Origin of the sequence: Sphingomonas sp., from assembly GCF_036388215.1 — a bacterium.
Taxonomy (GTDB): Bacteria; Pseudomonadota; Alphaproteobacteria; order Sphingomonadales; family Sphingomonadaceae; genus Sphingomonas.
In genome coordinates, this window is the sequence record NZ_DASVSH010000012.1 from 102,121 (window position 1) to 122,167 (window position 20,047).

Below are 20,047 nucleotides of genomic sequence, written 5' to 3' on the forward strand. Positions count from 1 at the left end.
CCAATCCCTGAACCCGTTTTCCGTTCACTCAGCCGGCTGCGGCGCGTCATCCCCGGGCTTGTGGTCGATGAGCCCGCCCTTGCCGTCGGTGCCGATCACTCGGCTGCCGTCGTCGCCGGGCCGGTAGGTCAGCAGCCGCTTCGACAGGCGCGGCCCGAGCCATTGCTCGACTCCGGTGGCCAGGCTGAAGCTGGCGGGCACGATCACCAGCGTGAGTATCGTGGACAGGATCAGGCCCCCGATCACGACGATGCCCATCGGCGCGCGCCAGGAGGAATCCCCTGAGAGCGACATCGCCGTGGGCACCATGCCCGCGACCATCGCCACCGTGGTCATCACGATCGGCTGGGCGCGCTTGTGTCCGGCATCGAGGATCGCCGTGAACTTGTCGACGCCCTTGTTCATTTCCTCCAGCGCGAAATCGATCAGCAGGATCGAATTCTTCGCCACGATGCCGAACAGCATCAGGATGCCGATGAACACCGGCAGCGAGAGCGGATTGCCCGTCGCCATCAGGGCCAGCAAGCCGCCGAGCGGGGCCAGCAGCAGCGAGCCCATGTTCACCAGCGGCGACATGAAGCGGCGATACAGCAGCACCAGCACTGCGAAGACGAGGAAAATTCCGGCCGCGAGCGCGATAAAGAAGTTCTGGAGCATCTCCGCCTGCCATTTGGCCTGGCCAACAGACATTTCGCTGATTCCCATAGGGAGGTTCTTCATCGTCGGGAGCGCGCGGATTTCCTTCATCACGTCGCCCGAGACATAGGATTTTCCCGTCTTGGGATCGATCGCCAGATCGGCACCGACAACGATGCGGCGCTGCTGGTTGAGGCGCTGAATGCGGGTGGGCCCTGCGCCGAAGCTGATATCGGCGATGACGCCCAGCGGCACCGATCCCCCGCTCTGCGTCGATACCGGCATGTTCTTGATTGTCGACAGCTTTGCGCGAGCGTCCTCGTCGATGGCTACGCGGATCGGGATCTGGCGGTCGGTCAGCGAGAATTTTGCGGCATTCTGCTCGATCTCGCCCAGGGTGGCGATGCGAATCGCTTGGCTGAGCGCCGCGGTGGTGACGCCCAGGCTCGCCGCAAGATCGAGGCGCGGGCGCACGATGATCTCGGGACGCTGCAGGTCGCCGCCAACGCGAGGCGCGACAAGCGAAGACATTCCTTCCATTTCGGTCACGAGGCGGTTGGCGACGTCGTTGAGCGCGGCGGGATCGGCTCCGCCCAGAGTGACCGATATGTCGCGGCCGCTGCCGCCCCAGCCGAACTGCGATCGGAAGGAGACCCGCGCATCCGGGATCGCGGTTAGCTTGGGCGCGACGCGCTTCTCGAACTCGTTGCTCGTTTCCTTGCGGTCTTCATTCAAATCGGCGCGGACGCGGCCATTGCCTACGAAGCTACGGCCATAGACATTAACCACCGCCGGTTCGGACTTGAGGATGGCCTCCACCTGATTGACGATACGCTCGGTCTTTTCGAGCGGGGTGCCCGGCACCATTTCGATGGTCGCAAGTACGCTGTCGCGGTTTTCGGTGGGCTGGAACGTCATCGGCAGCATCATGAAGCACAGGATCGTGAGGCCGAACGACACCGCGCCGCCCGCCACCGCCACCCAGCGATGCCGAAGCGTCCAGCGCAGCATTTCGACATACCAGTGCATCATCCGGCTCTCGCCATGCGCCGCCTCGCCGTGCGCCTTGAGGAAATAGGCCGCGATCATCGGCGTCAGGAGCCGCGCGACCGCCAGCGACATCAGCACCGCGGCCACCACGGTGAGGCCGAAATTCTTGAAAAACTGGCCCGAGACGCCCGGCATCAGGCCCACCGGCAGGAACACCGCGACGATCGACATGGTGGTCGCGAGCACCGCGACGCCGATCTCGTCGGCGGCGTCGATCGATGCCTGATAGGCCGATTTGCCCATGCGCATGTGCCGCACGATATTCTCGATTTCGACGATCGCGTCATCGACGAGCACGCCGGCCACCAGGCTGAGCGCGAGCAGCGTCATCTGGTTGAGCGTGAAGCCCAACATGTCCATGAACCAGAAGCTCGGGATCGCCGATAGCGGGATGGCCAGCGCCGAGATGAACGTAGCGCGCCAATCACGCAGGAACAGGAACACCACGATGACGGCGAGCACGGCGCCTTCGATCATCGCTTCCATTGCTGTGTGATATTGCTGCTCGGCATATTTCGCATTGTTGTCGAGCAGCTCGAACTTGACCTTGGGATTGGTCTTTTCGAGCTCGCGCAGCTTCTTTTCGGACTCGTGAAACACCGTCACGTCGGAAGCGCCCTTGGCGCGCTGGATGTCGAACGAGACGACCTGGCGGCCATTATATTTTGCCATGCTGCGCCGCTCGGCAAAGCTGTCTTCCACGCGCGCGATATCGGCCAGGCGCACGGTGCGGCCTCCGCCGGTCGCGATCTGGGTCTGCCCCAGTGCATAGGCGCTGGTGGCGTTGCCGATCACGCGAACCGACTGCTCATAGCCTGAAATCTCGGCGCGCCCGCCCGCCGCGTTCATGTTGACCGCGCGCAGCTGCTGATTGACCTGGCTCGCCGTCAGCCCGACGCCCTGGAGCTTGGCGGGATCGAGGATCACGCGGATCTCGCGATCGACGCCGCCGTTGCGGTTGACCGCCGACATGCCGGAGACCGCGAGCAATTCCTTCGAGACGGTATTGTCGATGTACCAGCTCAGTTCCTCTACGGTCATGTCGGTCGCGACGGCGGTGAAGCTGGCGATATCCTCGTCGGTGGTGTTCGCGCGGCCGACCTGCGGCTCGAGGATGCCATCGGGCAGCGAGCCGCGAATCTGTTGCATCGCGCTGCGCACGTCTTCCACCGCGCGATCGATCGGCGTGCCGATGTCGAGCTGGACGATGGTCTGGCTGTTGCCTTCCGAAACGGTCGAATCGATCTGGTCGATGCCCTGGAGGCTGCGCACGGCCGATTCGACCTTTTGCGTGATCTGGGTCTCCAGCTCGCTGGGCGCCGCGCCGGGCTGGCTCACCGAAATCCACACGATCGGGAAATCGATGTCCGGATCGTTGTTCACGTCCATGCTCGCGAAGCTGAAAAGCCCCGCGATTGTCAGCGCGATGAACAGAACCAGGGGCGGAACCGGATTGCGGATCGCCCAGGCCGAGATGTTCCGGAAGCTCATGGCATATGGCCCTTAGTTAGGCTTCTGAGGGGTCGGTATGACCTTCTGGCCGGGATTGAGGAAGGCGCCCGCTGTGAGCACGATCCGCTCGGCGCCCGTCAGTCCCGAAGTGATCGCCACGCCGCTTTCGCTGACCTCGCCGGTGGTGACCGGCGTGCGAACGGCTTCGTTCCTGGCGTTGATGGTGAAAACGTAATTGCCCTGCGCATCGCTCTGGATCGCGGATTGCGGCAAGATCACCGCGGTGATCCCACCGGCGATGATGCGCGCGCTGGCGAAGCCGCCGGGGCGCAGCGCCGGATCATAGCTCAGCGCAACGCGGGCGATGCCCTGGCGTGATTGCGGATCGATGATCGGCGAGACCTGCCAGACCTGACCCTTGAAGACCTTGGTCGAGCCGGTGGGCGTCACTTCGGCCTGCACCCCCGCATGGAGCTTCTGGATATCGCTTTCGGCGAGCTGGGTGCGCAGCTCCATCTGGCCGCCCTGGGCCAGGCGGAACAGCACGCCCGATCCCGAGCTGACGATCTGCCCGGGCTCGACCTGGCGCGTGAGCACCAGCCCCGCGGCCGGCGCGCGGATATCGAGGCGCCGATTGCGGGCGTTGGTTTCAGAAGCCTGCGCCTGAGCGACGCGGACGCGCGCGGCGGCCTGATCGCGCGCCGCGGTCTTGCGTTCGATATCCGCCTTTGAGATGAACCCGTTGGCCACAAGGCGCTGGGCCCGGTCGAGCTCGGACTGGGCAAGCCGTGCATCGGCCTGGGCGACGCGGACCGAAGCGCCGAGCGACTGGGCGGTCTGCGACTGAACCGAGCGATCGACCGTGGCGAGCACCTGGCCCGCGCCGACCCAGCTTCCCGGCTCGACGAGCACGCGCGTCACCATGCCGCCCTCACCGGCAACGCCCACCGGCATTTCGCGCCGCGCGGCCAGGGTGCCCGTGCCCGAGACGATCGTCTGCACCGTCGAACGGCCGGGGCTGACCACGGTCACGGTGGGGACCTGGGACTGGCCCTTGCCCTCGCTTTTGGCGGACTCACCCTTACCCGCGGCGTCGCCGCCCCGGCTGAGCAGATAGAAGGTCAGCGCGCCGATCACGACGATCGCAACGATGCCGATCCAGATCCAGCGCCGGTTGCTCCGCGCGCCAGGTTCCCCGGTGAATTCCAGCCGCTCTTGCCGTCCGAACATCTTGGCCTCGTAATTCATGTGCGCGCCTCGTTCCGGGATTTGCGCCCCGACCCTGACTTCGCGCTGTATTAGATGAATAAGGCACCAGCGGCAAGGGCCGTCGGCACGCGGGCGGGGCAATGCCCTTTTTGGGCCTTTTTCGCAAGCGTCACGATTGGGTTGCTCCAAGAAACGTGTTGCAATGGCGGCGTCATGAGGCAACCCTTTGTCCGGGCTCTCAGCGAAGGGCCGTCAACAGGAGGAAAACAATGCCTGAGGGTATCATCCAATGGCTGCTGATCGGCCTGGTCGCAGGGGCGCTCGGCAAGCTGATCATGCCGGGCAAGGATCCTGGCGGGATCATAGTCACCATCCTGATCGGCATCGCCGGCGCCTTGCTCGCATTCTATCTCACTCCGATGCTCGGCATCGATGTGAACGGCAGCGGCTGGAAAGCCTATGCCGCGGCGACGGCGGGCGCTGTAATCCTGCTTGCGCTTTATCGGCTGATCATGGTCCGCCGCGTATGATTGCTTGAAGCGCGCGCGCTTCATCGCAATTTCGTTCAGCTTTCATTTGTCCCGCGTTCGGCAATGCCGGGCGCGGGACAAATCGTTTCTGGAGTGAACTGAATGATTCGCACTGCACTGATGGGCACCGTAGCCCTTTTCTTCACCACTGCACTGCCCGCCGCCGCGCAGGAAATGCGCCCAGTGGCGCTCGACGGCACGCTGCTGGAAGTTTCCGCCGAGGGCGTCAGCACACGCGTTCCAGATGTCGCGGTGATCCAGGCGGGAGTCATCACCCAAGCCCCCAGTGCCAGCGCCGCAATGGCGCAGAACAGCCGGCGCATGAGCGGAGTGCTGGCCGCGCTGCGCGCGGCGGGCGTCTCCGATCGCGACATGCAGACCGCGGCGATCTCGCTCAGCCCGCAATATCGTTATGAGAATAACCAGCCGCCGATCCTCACCGGCTATCAGGCGTCGAACCAGGTCTCGGTGCGTTTCCGCGAGATCGCCAGGAGCGGGGCGATCCTCGACACTTTGGTCAAGCAGGGTGCGAACAATATCTCAGGGCCCAACCTCACGATCGACAAGCCGGAAACCGCGCTGGACGAGGCGCGGACTGACGCGATCGGCAAGGCGCGCGCCCGCGCCACGCTATATGCTCAGGCAGCCGGGCTGCGGGTCGATCGTATCCTGGCGATTTCGGAGAGCGGAGGCATGCCGCCGCCGATGCCGATGATGGCGTTCCGCGAAAAGGCGCAGGCGGCGAGTGCGGATACGCAGGTGGTGGCGGGGGAACAGCAGCTCAGCGTCACCGTGTCGGTGCGATTCCTGCTCAAATAGGCATGAGAAAGGGCCGTGCCTTGGCGGCACGGCCCTTTCGTTGTGTCGCTTTTAGCGAACCGATCCGCGGCGGACCAGGTTCACGATTGCGAGAAGAATGACCGCGCCGAGCAACGACACCAGGATGGTGGTGATATTGATCGCGCCGTCATTGATGTCACCGCGCCCGAGCAGGAAGCCGCCAATCGCAGCGCCGACGATGCCGACGATGATATTGAGGAAGATGCCCTGCTGGCCATCGGTGCGCATGATGATGCTCGCGAGCCAGCCGACGACGCCGCCGATGACTAGCCAAATGATAAGACCCATTAGTCCCTCCTTGTTTTGCCCGGCGGGCCGGGCGACGGGGGGATTACTCGCAAGCGGTCATATTGGTTCCGTATCGAAATTTCATCACCGGCGCGGAACCTTGTGCCGCACAAACGAAACGGCCCGCCTTCCTTGGGTGGAAGACGGGCCGCTTTGCTCCTTGGGAGAAGCCCTGAAACCTAAGCTAGTATTTCTGCTGGCGCTCATAGAGCGAGCGGTAATGCTGAATGCGCGTGACGCGCAGCCCCGGCATCCCCGAACGATCGATCGCGCGCTGCCAGCCGGCGAATTCCTCCACCGTAAGGCTGTAGCGCTCGCAGACCTCGTCCACGCTCAGCAGCCCGCCATTCACCGCGGCGACGACTTCCGCCTTGCGCCGGACCACCCAACGGGTGGTCTGGGGCGGGGGCAGCGTATCGATCGTCAGCGGCTCGCCGAGTGGGCCGATAACCCTTGCGGGGCGGATCTTCTGGTTTTCAATCATTGGACCTCATTCGGGGCGGGGACCCCAATACTCGAACTGTGAAACGACCAATAACTGCCGGGCTTGAACATGGGTTAAAGCGGCAGGGTAAATATCGGCTTCATTTGCGTTGCCAGCGCGTTAGCGCGAGCGCGGCGGCACGGTGGAATGCGCCGTGGATTGGCGCCAGCAATGCATCGACCGGAAGCGCCACGCCGAGCCGCGCCTGCGCGCGGGCCGTGGGGCTCGCCGCCTGGCGCGCCGCGACCCCGACCAGCAGGATGGCAAGCTCGATTGGCATGGCGGTAACCGCCACATCCCGATCCAGCCTGGCGAAACTCAAATCCACAAATACGCATCCGTATATTCTTCATCGGGTGTCCGGGTTTAGCGCCGAGTGCTGAAGGGGCCGTAAAGCCGCTGAAAACTGGCGCTTAACCTTCCGTCCCGTTATGGGGCGCGGCGATGATGCAAGCCGATTTCCAGCTCGAAGGGCCGCTCAAGGCCAAGCGGATCGTCGTCGCCATGTCGGGCGGCGTCGATTCCTCGGTGGTGGCCGCGCTCGCCGCGCAGACGGGCGCGGAGACGATAGGCGTCACCCTCCAGCTCTACGATCATGGCGAAGCGGTTGGCCGCGCCGGCTCATGCTGCGCCGGGCGCGACATTCGCGATGCGCGTGCCGTCTGCGAGAAGCTCGGCATCGCGCATTACGTATTCGATCACGAAAGCAGCTTTCGTGAGACGGTGATCGACGATTTCGCCGACGAATATCTCGCCGGGCGCACGCCCATCCCTTGCGTGAAATGCAATATGGGGCCGAAATTCACCGATCTGTTCAAGCTTGCGCGCGATCTGGGCGCGGACTGCCTCGCCACTGGCCATTATGTCCGCCGCGTGATGGGCCCGGGCGGGCCGGAATTGCACCGCGCAGTCGATCCGGCGCGCGACCAGAGCTATTTCCTCTTCGCCACGACCAGCGGCCAGCTCGATTTCCTGCGCTTTCCCTTGGGCGGCATGCCCAAGGCGCAGGTCCGCGCGCTCGCTGCCGAGTTCGGGCTTGGCGTCTCCGGCAAGCCCGACAGTCAGGATATCTGCTTCGTGCCCGATGGCGACTATGCCTCGCTGGTCAAGAAGCTGCGGCCCGAGGCTGATGTGGGCGGCGATATTGTCGATGAGGGCGGCCGCAAGCTGGGATCGCACCGTGGACTCATCCACTTCACAGTCGGCCAGCGCCGCGGAATCGAGATCGGCGGGACGCCTGAGCCGCTTTACGTCGTGCGTCTCGAACCAGTTACGCGCCAGCTAGTCGTTGGTCCGAAAAGTGCGCTCGCGGTGCGTGCCGCGCGGATCGAGGAAGTGAACTGGATCGGCGAAGGCCATGAGGGCCCGATCACCGCCAAGGTCCGCTCGCTCGCCAAGCCGGTGCCAGCCCGGCTTCAGGGCGACAGGGTGATATTCGAGACGCCCGAATATGGCGTCGCGCCGGGGCAGGCGGCGGTGCTTTATGCCGGAGAGCGCGTGCTCGGCGGCGGCTGGATCGCCGAGACCGAGCGCGCGGAGCTAGCCTCAGCCTAGGCTCACAGAGTGAATTCGCCCTCGATCACCGTCACGCACTTGCCGCCCAGGATCACGCGCTCGCCATCCAGCCTACAGGTCAAATGCCCGCCGCGGTTGCTCGCCTGATAGGCGGTGAAGCGGTCGCGCCCGAGCCGCTTCGCCCAATAGGGCACGAGCACGGCATGCGCCGAGCCGGTCACCGGATCCTCGTCTATCCCCGCGCCGGGCGCGAAGACGCGGCTGACGATGTCGGTTTCGCGTCCCGGCGCAGTGACGATCGTCAACACGTCCGGCTCGCCGCTCTCGCCATCCGGCTTCTCGCCCGATAGCCGCGCCAGCGCCGGGAAATCGGGTTTGAGGTCGCGCACCATCTGCTCGTCTTCGAGCACGACAAGGCCGTAGCGATTGCGGTGCCATAGGGTCTCCACCGCCGCTTCGATGCCGAGCGCGGCGAGCATCGCCGGAAGCGGACGCGGCTCCGGCGCCCATGCCGGAAGCGCAAGCGCATAGCCCGCGCCGTCGCGCTCCACGCTCAGCGCACCTGCCTTGCGCGTCTGGAACGCGACGCGGTCGCGGGATGGGTCCGCGGACAGCACGAAATGCCCGCTCGCCAGCGTCGCGTGCCCGCACAGCACCACTTCGGTACCCGGCGTGAACCAGCGCAACTCGAAATCGGCGCCCGTGCCGCCATCGTCTTCGCTTCCCGCGACGGGAACGATGAAGGCGGTTTCGCTGAGGTTGTTCTCCTCCGCGATCTGCTGGAGCACCGCATCGCCGAGCCAGGCCCGCAGCGGCATTACTGCGGCGGGATTACCCGCGAACGGGCTTTCGGCGAATGCGTCGATTTGGGCGAACGGGATTTTCATGCGGCGGCTCCTTGAGCAGGTCCTTTTCGACCAGCGGATTGTCCGGCTCGTCGATCTGGCCCTCGGGGTCGATATGGATCAGGATTTCGGTGCCGGGAAATTCCTCGCCCAGCGCCTTTTCGAGTGCTTCGACGACATCATGCGCTTTCAGGATCGTCATCCGGGCGTCCATCCAGATATGGAATTGGGCGAAATCCTTGGTTCCGCTGGATCGCGTGCGCAGATCGTGCAGGCTCTTGAGCTCCGGATGCTGCGCCGCGACCTCGACGAAGCGGCGTCGCTTGGCCTCGGGCCATTCCTTGTCCATCAACTGATCGATCGCAGCCTCGCTCGCGCGCCATGCCCCGAACAGCAGCCAGAAGGCGATCGCCATGCCCAGGATCGGATCGGCGCCCGTCAGGCCCAGATAGTTTTCGAGCACCAGCGCCGCGATCACCGATCCGTTCAGCAGCAGATCCGATTCATAATGGAGCCGATCGGTGCCCACCGCGATCGATCCGGTCTGTAGCACCACCCAGCGCTGGTAGCGCGTCAACGCGAGGGTGACGATCACAGCGATGACCGACACGCCGATCCCAATCTCCGGGGCAACGCCGCCGGTCTCTCCGTTCAGCCGCGGTGCTGCCTGGATAATGATCGCGAAGGCCGAGATGCTGATCAGCGCCACCTGGAAGAGCGCGGCCAGCGCCTCCGCCTTGCCGTGCCCGAAGCGGTGATTCTCGTCCGCGGGTTGCGCGGCCCAGTGGATGCCGCCCAGCGTCACCAGCGACGCCACCAGGTCGAGCGCGCTGTCGGCAAGGCTGGCGAGCACCGCGACCGAACCCGTCGCCCAGGCGGCATAGCTCTTGAGCCCGCCGAGCAGGATCGCGACGCCGACGCTGGCAAGCGCTGCGCGGCGCGCGAAATTGGTCACGGAAATAGCAGCCCTTCGGACCAGCCGTCGCCCACGCGCGTGAACAGGCGGCGCTCATGAAGCCGGGCGGCGCGGTCCTGCCAGAACTCGATGGCGTTCGGCGTTATGCGATACCCGCCCCAATGCGGCGGGCGTGGGACTTCCCTGCCTTCGAACCGTGCGCGCACCTCCTCATAGCGCGCTTCGAAGATCGCACGCTCTGCCAGCGGGTGGGACTGGTCCGAAGCCCATGCCCCGATCTGCGAATCGCGGCTGCGGCTGGCGAAATAAGCATCGCTCTCGGCATCGCCGGCTCGCGTAACCGTGCCTTCGATGCGGACCTGGCGGTAGAGCGATTTCCAGTGAAACATCAGCGCCGCCTTGGCTCCGTTTTCCAGCTCGGCGGCCTTGCGGCTTTGCTGGTTGGTGTAGAAGACGAAGCCTTGGGCGCCATGACCCTTTAGCAGCACGGTGCGGACCGATGGCTGGCCGTTCGCGCCGACGGTGGCAAGCGCCATCGCGTTCGCAACACTTGGCTCGCTCGCCCGCGCTTCGGAGTACCACATATCGAATAGCTGGAAGGGATCGGTAGCCATCCGCCGCCTCTACGCCCCCCATATTTTGCTGTCGAGGAACGAGTCTCCCGCTGGGGATTTGAATCGGCTTCGCAACGAAGGAACCGGCATGGCGGCGCGCGCATATTGGCAGGGACAGATCCGGCTCGCACTCGTCTCGATCCCCGTCGAAATCTACACCGCGACCAAATCCGGCGCACAGATCGCCTTTCACCAGATCCATGAGCCCTCGGGGAAGCGCATCAAATATGAGAAGACCGCGCCCGGCATCGGCGCAGTCGAGCCCGAAGAGATCGTGAAGGGCTTCGAAGTCGAGAAGGGCCAGTATGTCCTGCTCGATCAGGATGAGATCGACGCAGTGAAGCTCGAATCGAAAAAGACGCTGGAGCTCACCCAGTTCGTCGATGCGCACGAGATCGACGTGCTCTATTACGAAAAGCCCTATTTCGTCGTGCCGGCCGACGACTTGGCCGAGGAGGCGTTCATCGTGCTCCGCGAAGCATTGCGCCGCTCGAAAAAGATCGGGCTCGGCCAACTCGCGATGCGCGGGCGCGAATATGTGGTCAGCCTCAAGCCCTGCGGCCGCGGAATGGTGCTGGAAACGCTGCGCTATGCCGACGAAGTCAACAAGGCGCAGGGCTATTTCCGTGACATTCCGGATAGCGAGCCCGATCCGGAATTGCTCGATCTCGCCTCTACGCTGATCGAGAAGAAGGCGGGCAAGTTCGACCCTGCCCAATTCCACGACCGCTATGTCGATGCGCTGCGCGACCTGATCGAGCGCAAGAAGAAGGCAAAGGGCCAGAAGATCATCGAGGAAGCGGATAGCGGGCCGGATAAGCGCGGGTCGAACGTCGTCGATCTGATGGCAGCGCTCAAGAAATCGCTGGAAAAGGGCGGAGCCGCCCCCCCGGCGAAGAAGGCGCCGGCCAAGGCCCCCGCCAAGAAGGCTCCGGTGAAAAAGCGTGCCTAAATCCGATCCCCTCGAAAGATATAATTCCAAGCGCGATTTCGCGCAGACCACCGAGCCTGCCGGCGCGATCGCGCGTACCGGCGGCAACCGCTTCATGGTGCAGAAGCACGATGCAAGCCGGCTGCATTGGGATTTGCGGCTCGAAGTGGACGGCGTGCTCAAGAGCTGGGCGGTGACGCGCGGCCCCAGTATCGATCCGGGCGAGAAGCGCCTGGCCGTGCGCACCGAGGATCACCCGCTGAGCTATGCGGATTTCGAGGGGACGATCCCCAAGGGCCAATATGGCGGTGGCACCGTGATGCTGTGGGACGACGGCGCCTGGGAGCCGATCGAAGGCAAGAGCGCCAAGGACCTGGAAAAGGGGCATTTGCACTTCCGGCTCGACGGCATCCGGATGAAGGGCGAATGGCTGCTGATCCGCCTGAAGCCGCGCGGCAAGGAAAAGGCCGAAAACTGGCTGCTCCGCAAGATCGACGACGAGCATGCGGGCGCGACCGACTTCCTGGTCGAGACCGCGCTGACCAGCATCAAGACCGGGCGGACGATGAGCGAGATCGAAGAGGGCAAGAAGCCGCGCGTCGTCCCCAAGGCGGCCAAGGCCGCGAAGGCTGCTCCGCCGAAACCGAAAAAGGGCGGATCGGGCAAGGCTCCCGCTTTCCATTCGCCTCAGCTCGCCACGCTGGTGGATAGCGTTCCGGCGGGCAATAACTGGCTGCACGAAGTCAAATATGACGGCTATCGCGCGCTGATCTCCGTGGGCGGTGGCGGAGCCAAAATCTTCACGCGCTCTGGCCTCGACTGGACTGACAAGTTTCCAGGCATCGCCGAGGCCGCCGCGACGATTCCCGGGCCCGCGCTGCTCGATGGCGAGATCGTGGCGTATAGGGACGGCAAGCCCGATTTCTCCACGCTGCAGGAAGCGATTTCAAATGGGGGGCAGGGGCTGACCTATTTCGCGTTCGACCTGCTGCAGGAGGGCGGCGAGGACCTGACCGCGTCGCAGCAGCTCGCCCGCAAGGAGCGGCTGCGCATCCTGCTCGAAAGCGCCGACGAGCGCGTGCAATTTTCCGAACATATCGTGGGGGCAGGCGAGAAGCTGTTCGAGACGATGTGCCGCGCAGGCTATGAGGGCATCGTCTCCAAGCGCGTCGATGCGCCCTATCGCGGAAGCCGGACCAAGAACTGGCTGAAGGTCAAGTGCACGCGGCGGCAGGAATTCGTCATCATCGGCTGGTCGCCTTCCAGCGCCAAGGGCCGCGGATTCCGCTCGCTGCTGCTTGCGGTCAACGGCCCGGATGGCCTTAACTATGCCGGCAAGGTGGGCACCGGCTTCAATCAGGGCACCTTGTCCGATCTGCGCGAGCGCTTCGACAAGATCGCCACGAGCGTCCCCGCCGCCAAGGTGCCACGTCCCGAAGCGCGGGGCGCGCATTGGGTGAAGCCGGAACTGGTCGCCGAAATCGCCTTTGCCGAATTCACCGCCGAAAATGTCGTGCGTCATGCCAGCTTTCTCGGGCTCCGGCAGGACAAGAAGGCCCGGGATGTGGTGGTCGAGAAGCCCGTGCCGCTGCCCGATGCTCCAGAGGGCAGCGTCAAGATCAGCAATCGCGATCGCGTGATCTATCCCGAAAACGGCCTGACCAAGGGGGATCTGGCCGATTATTACGCCGCCATCGCCCCGCTGGCGCTGCGCTGGATGGCCAATCGGCCGATCAGCCTTGTCCGCTGCCCCCAGGGGCGCGCCAAATATTGCTTCTTCCAGAAGCACGACGCCGGATCGTTCGGCGATCACATGAAGCATGTCGACGTCCGCGAAAAGGACGGCTCGATCGAGCCCTATCTGTATCTGGACGATGTGGACGGTATCATGACCTGCGTGCAGATGGGAACGATCGAATTCCACGGCTGGGGCAGCCTGGTCGCCGATATCGAAAAGCCCGATCGCCTGGTGTTCGATCTCGATCCAGACGAGGGACTGGGCTTCGAAGAGGTCAAGAAAGCGGCCTTCGACATCAAGGGCCATCTGGCGGACATCGGGCTGACGAGTTGGCCATTGCTGTCGGGCGGCAAGGGCGTGCATGTCGTCGTGCCGCTGATCCCCAAGGCGGAATGGCCCGAGGTCAAATCGTTCGCCGAGCGCTTCTCGCGTGCGCTCGCCCAGGCCGAGCCAGACCGGTTCACCGCCAACATCAAGAAGGCCAACCGCGTCGGGCGGATATTCCTCGATTATCTGCGGAATCAGCGCGGGGCGACGGCAGTGCTCCCGTATGTGGCGCGAGCGCGCGAGACCGCGCCTGTCGCCGCGCCGGTGACTTGGACCGAGCTTCGCGAGCTTGTGAGCGCCAAGCGCTGGACGATCCGCGACGCCGCCGAGCTCAACGAGCGCGCCGCATCGCGCGCGCTTGAGGGCTGGGGCGAAGCGGGACAGGAATTGCCTGACCTCTAATTCCCATGTTGCACGGCACCATGGTTTCCCCCATCGTCCCGTAAACAGGGTTAGGAAACGCGCCTGTGGCCAGCAGCGCCGCCAGTTTGTTCGACGCGGGGACCATCGCCGACAGGTGGATCGCGGACTATTGCGCTTCGTCGCGGAGCGGCGACGCATTGTGCGCCGAGCGCGACGACCGCGAGGCATGGGCCGGGCTGTTCGAGGAGCTGGCGGGGCTTTCCGGCGACAGCCTGGAGCACGCCCGCGAGCGCGCGCAACGCCACGCCGCCGATATCGGCACAGGGTTCCGGATAGCGGGCGAAGGCGAAGGCGACGAGCGCCCCTGGCCGCTCTCGCCGGTGCCATTGCTGATCCCCGAGGCCGAATGGACCGGCATTGCCGAGGGCGTCGTCCAGCGCGCTGAACTGATGGAGCGCGTGCTCGCCGATCTCTACGGCGAAGCGACATTGGTAACGGGCGGGCACATACCCGCCGCGGCGGTGACCGGCAGTCCATTCTTCCTGCGCCCGCTGACGCGGCTGGATCCGCCCGGGGGGCACCACCTCCAGTTCGTCGCGTTCGACCTGTGCCGCGGGCCGGACGGCAATTGGCGCGTGCTGGCGGACCATCTGCGCTCGCCGGCCGGCGCGGGCTATGCGCTCGAAAACCGCCTGGCGATGGCGCGTACGCTCGGCGGGCTCCAGTCGCGGCTCAACATCGAGCGTCACGCGCCTTTCTTCGCCGCCTTTCGCGAAGGGCTGGCGGCTTCGTGCCAGCGTGTCGAGCCCCGCATGGCGCTGCTCACCCCCGGTCGGCTCAATCCCAGCTATGCCGAACAGGCGCATCTCGCGCGCTATCTGGGCTTCCTGCTCGTCGAAGGGCCGGATCTCGCGGTGCTGGACGACAAGCTCTATGTCCGCACCATCGCGGGCCTCAAGCGGATCGATGCGGTCTGGCATCGGCTCGATCCGCGCCTCCTAGATCCGCTCGCGCTCGATTCGCATTCGACCATCGGCGTGCCCGGAGTGATCGATGCGATGTCGGCGGGCAATGTCGTGGTCGCCAATGCGCCGGGCGTGGGACTGCTCGAAGCGCCGGCATTCGCCGCCTTCCTGCCCAGGCTCAGCAAAGTGTTCGGCGAGCCGCTCAAGCTTCCCAACATTGCCACCTGGTGGTGCGGCCATGATGCGGCGCGCGCGCATGTCGAGGCAAATCTGGACTGCCTGCTGATCGGCCCCGCCTTCGGAGCCCCGCCACTGGGGCTGCCGGGGGGCAAGGCGATCCTTGGCGCGAACCTGAAAGGCGCGGAACGCGAAGCCCTGCTTGCCGACCTGCAACGTCGCCCACAGGATTATGTCGGGCAGGAAGTCGTCCGACTTTCGACCATGCCCGTAATCGCCGACGACGCGCTCGCCCCCCGGCCCTTCACCTTGAGAGCGTTCGCCGCGCGCGGCGCCGATGGCGCCTGGTGCGTCATGCCTGGGGGGTTCGCGCGGATCGGCGAGCTTGCCGATGCGCGTGCGGCGGTGATGGGCGAGGGAAGCTGGTCCGCCGATGTGTGCATCCACGGGCCCGAGCCGGTAGCTCCGGTCTCGCTGCTGCCCTCGGGGAATTCGACGGCGCTCCGCCGCAACCCCGGAACGCTTCCCAGCCGCGTCGCCGACAATCTCTTCTGGCTCGGCCGCTATCTCGAGCGCGGCGAGGCGTTGCTCGGGGTGTTGCGCGTGCTGCTGGGCCATTCGATCAGCGCGGATACCGGCGCGGCGCTCTCCGCCGAAACCGTGCGCCGCCTGGTGTCGCTCGTCGTCATGAGCGGCGCGGCGCCCGAGCCTAAGGCGCTCAAGCGCGCGGATCTGACCGCGTTGGTGCGCACTGCGCTCGAAGGCGAAGACGGTTGGTACAGCGTGCGCCATATCAACGCGCAGGCAAAATTGATCGGCGGGATTTCGCGCGAGCGGCTCTCGGCCGACATGGTCCGGCTGCTCGATGCGCCCTTCCCCGCGCGCGGGGGAGTTCTCGACAAGGCGGGCAGTCTCCAGCGCCGCTATTCGGCGCTGGCGGGCCTTGCCGCAGAACATATGGGGCGCACCGATGCCTGGCGCTTCCACGATATCGGCCGGCGCATCGAGCGGGCGAGCACCGCCGTCCGATTTATTCGCGCGTTCGCCGGGCCGGACGCCACCGGCGACGATCTCTCTACCCTGCTGGATCTGGCGGACAGCCAGATCAGCTATCGGCAGCGTTACCTGACGGGCATGGCGCGGGTGCCGGTGCTCGACCTGGTTTCGCTCGATGCCAGCAACCCGCGCGGCATCGCGTTCCAGGCCGCGGCCCTTTCGGGGCACCTCAACAAGCTGCCGCTGCTTTCCGACGACGGCCTGGCCGAGCCGCAACAGGAGCAGGCCCGCCAGCTTGCCGCGGTCCTCGTCACTGCGCATGCGACGCGGATCGACGATGCGATGCTGAACGATCTGGGCGTCCGCCTCAATCAGCTCTCGGATGCAATCGCGCGCCGCTATTTCCTGCAAGGAGCCGAGCCGCTTCGCGCCGCCGGGATGGTGCTGGCATGATGCTGTACGATATCCGGCACGTGACGCGCTTCGAATATGCACGGCCGGTCGGCTTCGCGCGCAACAATCTCCGGCTCAAGCCGATCCACTGGTCCGGCCAGCAGGTCGAGGATTACAGCCTGACGATCGAGCCGCACGGCCGGATCCACCCAGCGCGCGCCGAAGCGGGGCTGGCCAATGTGATGCGGCTGGTGGTCGAAGCCCCGGCGCGGACGCTTACGATTACCAGCACCGCGCGGGTCCGCGTCCATCGCCCGATCCCATTTCCGCAATCGAACGATCCGACAGTGGCTGAAGTGGCCGCGCTCGCCCGGGCCAGTTACGATGCCTCGCCGGCAAGCCCGGCAAGCTATCTCTTTCCCTCGCCGCTCATCCCGCTCGATGCCGATATCGCGAAATGGGGCGCAGAGGATATCGCGCCCGATCGGGGCGTGCTCGATGCGGCGTTCGCGCTGTCGATGCGGATCCAGCGCGAATTCGATTTCGACACCGAAGCCACGCTGGTCGATACGCCGCCCCGCGAGGCTTTCGACAAGCGCGGCGGTGTTTGCCAGGATTTCGCGCAGATCATGATCTCCTGCCTGCGCGCGGCAGGGCTGCCGGCCGCCTATGTCTCGGGCTATCTGCGCACCTTGCCCCCGCCGGGCCAGCCGCGGCTGGTCGGCGCGGATGCCACGCATGCCTGGGTTCTCGTCTGGGGCGGTCCCGATCTCGGCTGGGTGGGCGTGGATCCCACCAACGGCATCTGGATGGCCGAGGATCATATCGTCGTCGCGATCGGCCGCGATTATTCGGATATCGCGCCCGTGGACGGCGTAGTCCTCGGATCGGGCGCGCAGGAGATGCATGTCTCGGTCGATGTCGAGCCGCTCACGGCGGTCGCTTAAGCTGGCACTTGAACCTGCGCCGGTGGGCGACAGGGCTTGCGCGAAATAACCTCTGCGCCGATGTAAGCCGCGATTTGTAGAGGAATACATGGCCGATCCATACGTAACTTTGGGAGTGCCGCGCGGCGCGGACGAGGCCGCGATCAAAAAGGCATATCGCAAGCTCGCCAAGGAGCTGCACCCCGACAAGAACAAGGACAATCCCAAGGCAACCGAGCGTTTCAGCAAGGTGACCCAAGCCTATGACCTGCTTACCGACAAGGACAAGCGGGCGCGCTTCGATCGCGGCGAGATCGATGGCGACGGCAACCCCGCCGCACCCTTCGGCTTTGGCGGCGGTGTCGGGCCGGGTGGCCCGCAGGGCGGCTTTCGCCCCAATGATTTCGGCGGAGACTCGGGCGGCTTCGGCGATATTTTCGAAGGGCTGTTCGGCGGCGCGCAGCGCGGCGGCGGCGGTTTCGCCGGAGGATTTGGCCGTCGTCCGGCGCCCAAGGGCGCGAATGTCGCCTATCGGCTCGCGATATCCTTCGAGGATGCGGCGAAGCTGAGCCCCCAGCGGATCACGCTGCGCGACGGCAAGACGATCGACCTCAAATTGCCCGCCGGGGTGGAGACCGGCACCCAGATGAGGCTATCGGGCAAGGGCGAGGATGGTCCGGGCGGCAAGGGCGACGCGATCGTCACGATCGAAGTGCAACCTCATCGTTTCTATTCCCGTGCGGGCGACGATATCCGGCTCGACCTCCCCGTTACGCTCAACGAAGCGGTGCAGGGCGGTCCGGTGCGCGTGCCCACGCCCGATGGCCCGGTGATGCTGACGGTCCCCAAGGGCTCCAGTTCGGGCAAGGTGCTGCGCCTGAGCGGCCGTGGCTTCCACAAAAAGGGCGGCGGCCCCCCGGTGGCAAGGGGCAATCTGCTCGTCACGTTGATCATCGATTTGCCGGCCGACGATGCGGCCCTCGCTGCTTTTGTCGAGGAGTGGCGCGACGAGCGGAACCCCCGCTCCGGGATGGGCGTCTAAAGCCCGGTGACCGATGCTGAGCCCGATGCACTGATCGACCCTCCCGAGCCCGCGCCCGCGCCGCCCGGAATTTCGCCCGAATCGCCCGAGGCGCGGCGCAAGGGCTTTGGCGAGCGCCTCGGCGATCTCGGCATCAGCAAGCGCATGTTGGTAATCCTCAAGCGCGTGGGCATCGGCACCTATACCGAGGGCTTCACGCATGCCGGCAACCTCGCTTACCTGTCGCTGGTCACGCTGTTTCCATTCTTCATCGTAACCGCCGCGATCGCGCGACTGGTGGGCCGGCGCGAGGATACGCTCGTCGCATTGAATGCCTTCCTGCGCACGGTTCCTTCCGACGTCGCGACTTTGCTCGCCCAGCCGGTGCGCGACGTGCTTGAGGCCCGCTCGGGCAGCTTGCTCTGGTTCGGCGCGCTCGTCGGGCTGTGGACGACCGCCGGCTTCATCGAGACGCTGCGCGCGATTCTGCGCCAGGCTTACGGCACCCAGTCCTCGACGCCCTTCTGGCGCTATCGCCTGGGCGCGATCGGGATGATCGTCGGCGCGGTGATCCTCGCCATGACGGCGTTCAGCTTTCAGGTGATCCTCACCGGCGTTGAGCAATTCATCTACCGGATGTTCCCCTTCGCCAGCAATGCCCAGAAGATCGTCTCACTGAGCCGGATCGCCCCGGCAATCGCCCTGTTCGGTGCGCTCTACATCCTGTTCTATTCGCTCACTCCCGCCAAATACCGCAAGACCAAATGCCCCAAATGGCCCGGCGCGGCTTTGGTCGCCGGCTGGTGGTTGGGGACCACGGCCTTGCTGCCCGTGGTCCTGTCCTCGCTCGGGGGCTATGACTTGACCTATGGCAGTCTCGCGGGCGTGATGATCGCGCTGATCTTCTTCTTCATCATCGGCCTGGGCGTGGTGATCGGCGCCCAACTCAACGCGGCGCTGGCGGAAGTGCCGCGAGACGGAGTAGAGGAGGCGCAGCAGACGGAGGGAAGCGCGTGACCGGATTGATGCAGGGAAAGCGCGGGCTGATCATGGGCCTCGCCAACGACCGTTCGCTCGCATGGGGGATTGCCCAGAAGCTGGCCGAGCACGGCGCCGAACTGGCGTTCAGCTATCAGGGCGAGGCGCTCGAAAAGCGCGTGCGCCCGCTCGCCGAGCAACTGGGCAGCGATTTCCTGATCGATTGTGACGTCGCCAATATGGAAGAGCTCGACAAGAGCTTCGAGACGCTGGCCGCACGCTGGCCGACGATCGACTTCGTCGTCCACGCAATCGGCTTTTCCGACAAGAACGAGCTGCGCGGCGGCTATGTCGATACCAGCCTCGACAATTTCCTGATGACGATGAACATCTCGGTCTATTCGTTCGTCGCAGTGTGCAAGCGCGCGGCGGCGATGATGCCCAATGGCGGCTCGCTGGTGACGCTCAGCTATTACGGCGCCGAAAAGGTGATCCCGCATTACAATGTGATGGGCGTCGCCAAGGCCGCGCTCGAGACCAGCGTGCAATATCTCGCGGTCGATCTGGGCCGCGACAATATCCGGGTGAATGCGATCTCAGCGGGCCCGATCAAGACGCTGGCGGCAAGCGGCATCGGCGATTTCCGCCTGATCCTGAAATGGAACGAGCTGAACGCGCCCTTGAAGCGTAACGTGACGATCGAGGATGTCGGCGGCGCGGGGCTGTATCTGTGCAGCGATCTGGCCAGTGGGGTAACGGGCGAAACGCACCATGTCGATGCGGGGTATCACGTCATCGGCATGAAGGCCGAAGACGCGCCGGATGTTGCTTTGGCGTGACTCCCTCTCCCGTC

18 protein-coding genes are annotated in these 20,047 nt (G+C 65.1%); 10 read left to right on the forward strand and 8 right to left on the reverse strand.

Features of this window, described 5'->3' with window-relative positions:
• Window positions 1–24 precede the first annotated feature (24 nt).
• The gene (locus tag VF617_RS05910) at window positions 25–3,177 is read right to left on the reverse strand and encodes an efflux RND transporter permease subunit (RefSeq protein WP_331013941.1); all 3,153 of its coding nucleotides are present in this window, start codon (window positions 3,175–3,177) and stop codon (window positions 25–27) included.
• Between the two features lie 12 nt (window positions 3,178–3,189).
• Window positions 3,190–4,386: an efflux RND transporter periplasmic adaptor subunit gene (locus VF617_RS05915; protein WP_331013942.1), complete on the reverse strand. Its 1,197-nt coding sequence runs from the start codon at window positions 4,384–4,386 to the stop codon at window positions 3,190–3,192.
• A 230-nt stretch (window positions 4,387–4,616) separates the two neighbouring features.
• On the opposite strand from VF617_RS05915, the gene VF617_RS05920 reads away from it, so the two are divergent.
• Together VF617_RS05920 and VF617_RS05925 are read left to right on the forward strand one after the other, a co-directional pair.
• Window positions 4,617–4,877, forward strand: coding sequence for a GlsB/YeaQ/YmgE family stress response membrane protein (locus tag VF617_RS05920; RefSeq protein WP_331013943.1), 261 nt, complete (start codon window positions 4,617–4,619; stop codon window positions 4,875–4,877).
• Window positions 4,878–4,979: 102 nt separating this feature from the next.
• Window positions 4,980–5,696, forward strand: a complete 717-nt coding sequence (locus tag VF617_RS05925) for an SIMPL domain-containing protein (RefSeq protein ID WP_331013944.1) — start codon at window positions 4,980–4,982, stop codon at window positions 5,694–5,696.
• A gap of 51 nt (window positions 5,697–5,747) precedes the next feature.
• On the opposite strand, the gene VF617_RS05930 is transcribed toward VF617_RS05925, so the two are convergent.
• The 3 genes from VF617_RS05930 to VF617_RS05940 form a co-directional block, all read right to left on the reverse strand.
• Entirely contained in the window at window positions 5,748–6,005 is a 258-nt protein-coding gene (locus VF617_RS05930) for a GlsB/YeaQ/YmgE family stress response membrane protein (RefSeq protein WP_331013945.1), read from the reverse strand.
• A 184-nt stretch (window positions 6,006–6,189) separates the two neighbouring features.
• Complete coding sequence (locus VF617_RS05935) at window positions 6,190–6,489, reverse strand: DUF1153 domain-containing protein (protein ID WP_331013946.1); 300 nt, start codon at window positions 6,487–6,489, stop codon at window positions 6,190–6,192.
• Window positions 6,490–6,589: 100 nt separating this feature from the next.
• Window positions 6,590–6,817 (reverse strand): hypothetical protein, encoded by a 228-nt coding sequence (locus VF617_RS05940; protein WP_331013947.1) that lies wholly within the window; start codon window positions 6,815–6,817, stop codon window positions 6,590–6,592.
• A gap of 116 nt (window positions 6,818–6,933) precedes the next feature.
• Here VF617_RS05940 and mnmA point away from each other — a divergent pair, with 116 nt between their 5' ends.
• Window positions 6,934–8,043 (forward strand): tRNA 2-thiouridine(34) synthase MnmA, encoded by a 1,110-nt coding sequence (mnmA, locus tag VF617_RS05945; protein ID WP_331013948.1) that lies wholly within the window; start codon window positions 6,934–6,936, stop codon window positions 8,041–8,043.
• Window positions 8,044–8,045: 2 nt separating this feature from the next.
• Here the strand turns inward: mnmA and VF617_RS05950 are convergent, their stop codons facing one another.
• From VF617_RS05950 to pdxH, 3 genes are read right to left on the reverse strand one after another with little or no spacing between them, the layout of a single operon-like run.
• Window positions 8,046–8,891: a PhzF family phenazine biosynthesis protein gene (locus VF617_RS05950; RefSeq protein WP_331013949.1), complete on the reverse strand. Its 846-nt coding sequence runs from the start codon at window positions 8,889–8,891 to the stop codon at window positions 8,046–8,048.
• Window positions 8,836–9,804, reverse strand: coding sequence for a cation diffusion facilitator family transporter (locus tag VF617_RS05955; RefSeq protein WP_331013950.1), 969 nt, complete (start codon window positions 9,802–9,804; stop codon window positions 8,836–8,838). The genes VF617_RS05950 and VF617_RS05955 overlap by 56 nt, the downstream gene beginning before the upstream one ends.
• Window positions 9,801–10,379 carry a pyridoxamine 5'-phosphate oxidase gene (pdxH, locus tag VF617_RS05960; RefSeq protein WP_331013951.1) on the reverse strand — a complete coding sequence of 193 codons (579 nt, stop codon included), beginning with the start codon at window positions 10,377–10,379 and terminating at the stop codon, window positions 9,801–9,803. Before pdxH ends, VF617_RS05955 begins: the two co-directional genes overlap by 4 nt.
• 88 nt (window positions 10,380–10,467) lie before the next feature.
• On the opposite strand from pdxH, the gene VF617_RS05965 reads away from it, so the two are divergent.
• The 7 genes from VF617_RS05965 to fabI all read left to right on the forward strand — a co-directional run bounded on the left by VF617_RS05965 (window position 10,468) and on the right by fabI (window position 20,033).
• Window positions 10,468–11,331, forward strand: coding sequence for a Ku protein (locus VF617_RS05965; protein ID WP_331013952.1), 864 nt, complete (start codon window positions 10,468–10,470; stop codon window positions 11,329–11,331).
• Window positions 11,324–13,777, forward strand: a complete 2,454-nt coding sequence (ligD, locus tag VF617_RS05970; RefSeq protein WP_331013953.1) for a DNA ligase D — start codon at window positions 11,324–11,326, stop codon at window positions 13,775–13,777. The genes VF617_RS05965 and ligD overlap by 8 nt, the downstream gene beginning before the upstream one ends.
• A gap of 65 nt (window positions 13,778–13,842) precedes the next feature.
• Window positions 13,843–16,329, forward strand: a complete 2,487-nt coding sequence (locus tag VF617_RS05975) for a circularly permuted type 2 ATP-grasp protein (RefSeq protein WP_331013954.1) — start codon at window positions 13,843–13,845, stop codon at window positions 16,327–16,329.
• On the forward strand, window positions 16,329–17,216 hold the full coding sequence (locus VF617_RS05980; protein ID WP_331014018.1) for a transglutaminase family protein: 888 nt from the start codon (window positions 16,329–16,331) through the stop codon (window positions 17,214–17,216). Before VF617_RS05975 ends, VF617_RS05980 begins: the two co-directional genes overlap by 1 nt.
• Window positions 17,217–17,304: 88 nt before the next feature.
• On the forward strand, window positions 17,305–18,237 hold the full coding sequence (locus VF617_RS05985; protein ID WP_331013955.1) for a DnaJ C-terminal domain-containing protein: 933 nt from the start codon (window positions 17,305–17,307) through the stop codon (window positions 18,235–18,237).
• A 6-nt stretch (window positions 18,238–18,243) separates the two neighbouring features.
• On the forward strand, window positions 18,244–19,233 hold the full coding sequence (locus VF617_RS05990) for a YihY/virulence factor BrkB family protein (protein WP_331013956.1): 990 nt from the start codon (window positions 18,244–18,246) through the stop codon (window positions 19,231–19,233).
• On the forward strand, window positions 19,230–20,033 hold the full coding sequence (fabI, locus tag VF617_RS05995) for an enoyl-ACP reductase FabI (protein ID WP_331013957.1): 804 nt from the start codon (window positions 19,230–19,232) through the stop codon (window positions 20,031–20,033). Before VF617_RS05990 ends, fabI begins: the two co-directional genes overlap by 4 nt.
• The last annotated feature ends 14 nt before the right edge of the window (window positions 20,034–20,047 follow it).

What these genes read in the sequence shown, in the direction of transcription:
- VF617_RS05910 (WP_331013941.1), bottom strand. Translation starts at nt 3,177, where the DNA reads ATGAGCTTCCGGAACATCTCGGCCTGGGCGATCCGCAATCCGGTTCCG.
- VF617_RS05915 (WP_331013942.1), bottom strand. Translation starts at nt 4,386, where the DNA reads ATGAATTACGAGGCCAAGATGTTCGGACGGCAAGAGCGGCTGGAATTC.
- VF617_RS05920 (WP_331013943.1), top strand. Translation starts at nt 4,617, where the DNA reads ATGCCTGAGGGTATCATCCAATGGCTGCTGATCGGCCTGGTCGCAGGG.
- VF617_RS05925 (WP_331013944.1), top strand. Translation starts at nt 4,980, where the DNA reads ATGATTCGCACTGCACTGATGGGCACCGTAGCCCTTTTCTTCACCACT.
- VF617_RS05930 (WP_331013945.1), bottom strand. Translation starts at nt 6,005, where the DNA reads ATGGGTCTTATCATTTGGCTAGTCATCGGCGGCGTCGTCGGCTGGCTC.
- VF617_RS05935 (WP_331013946.1), bottom strand. Translation starts at nt 6,489, where the DNA reads ATGATTGAAAACCAGAAGATCCGCCCCGCAAGGGTTATCGGCCCACTC.
- mnmA (WP_331013948.1), top strand. Translation starts at nt 6,934, where the DNA reads ATGATGCAAGCCGATTTCCAGCTCGAAGGGCCGCTCAAGGCCAAGCGG.
- VF617_RS05950 (WP_331013949.1), bottom strand. Translation starts at nt 8,891, where the DNA reads ATGAAAATCCCGTTCGCCCAAATCGACGCATTCGCCGAAAGCCCGTTC.
- pdxH (WP_331013951.1), bottom strand. Translation starts at nt 10,379, where the DNA reads ATGGCTACCGATCCCTTCCAGCTATTCGATATGTGGTACTCCGAAGCG.
- VF617_RS05965 (WP_331013952.1), top strand. Translation starts at nt 10,468, where the DNA reads ATGGCGGCGCGCGCATATTGGCAGGGACAGATCCGGCTCGCACTCGTC.
- VF617_RS05980 (WP_331014018.1), top strand. Translation starts at nt 16,329, where the DNA reads ATGCTGTACGATATCCGGCACGTGACGCGCTTCGAATATGCACGGCCG.
- VF617_RS05985 (WP_331013955.1), top strand. Translation starts at nt 17,305, where the DNA reads ATGGCCGATCCATACGTAACTTTGGGAGTGCCGCGCGGCGCGGACGAG.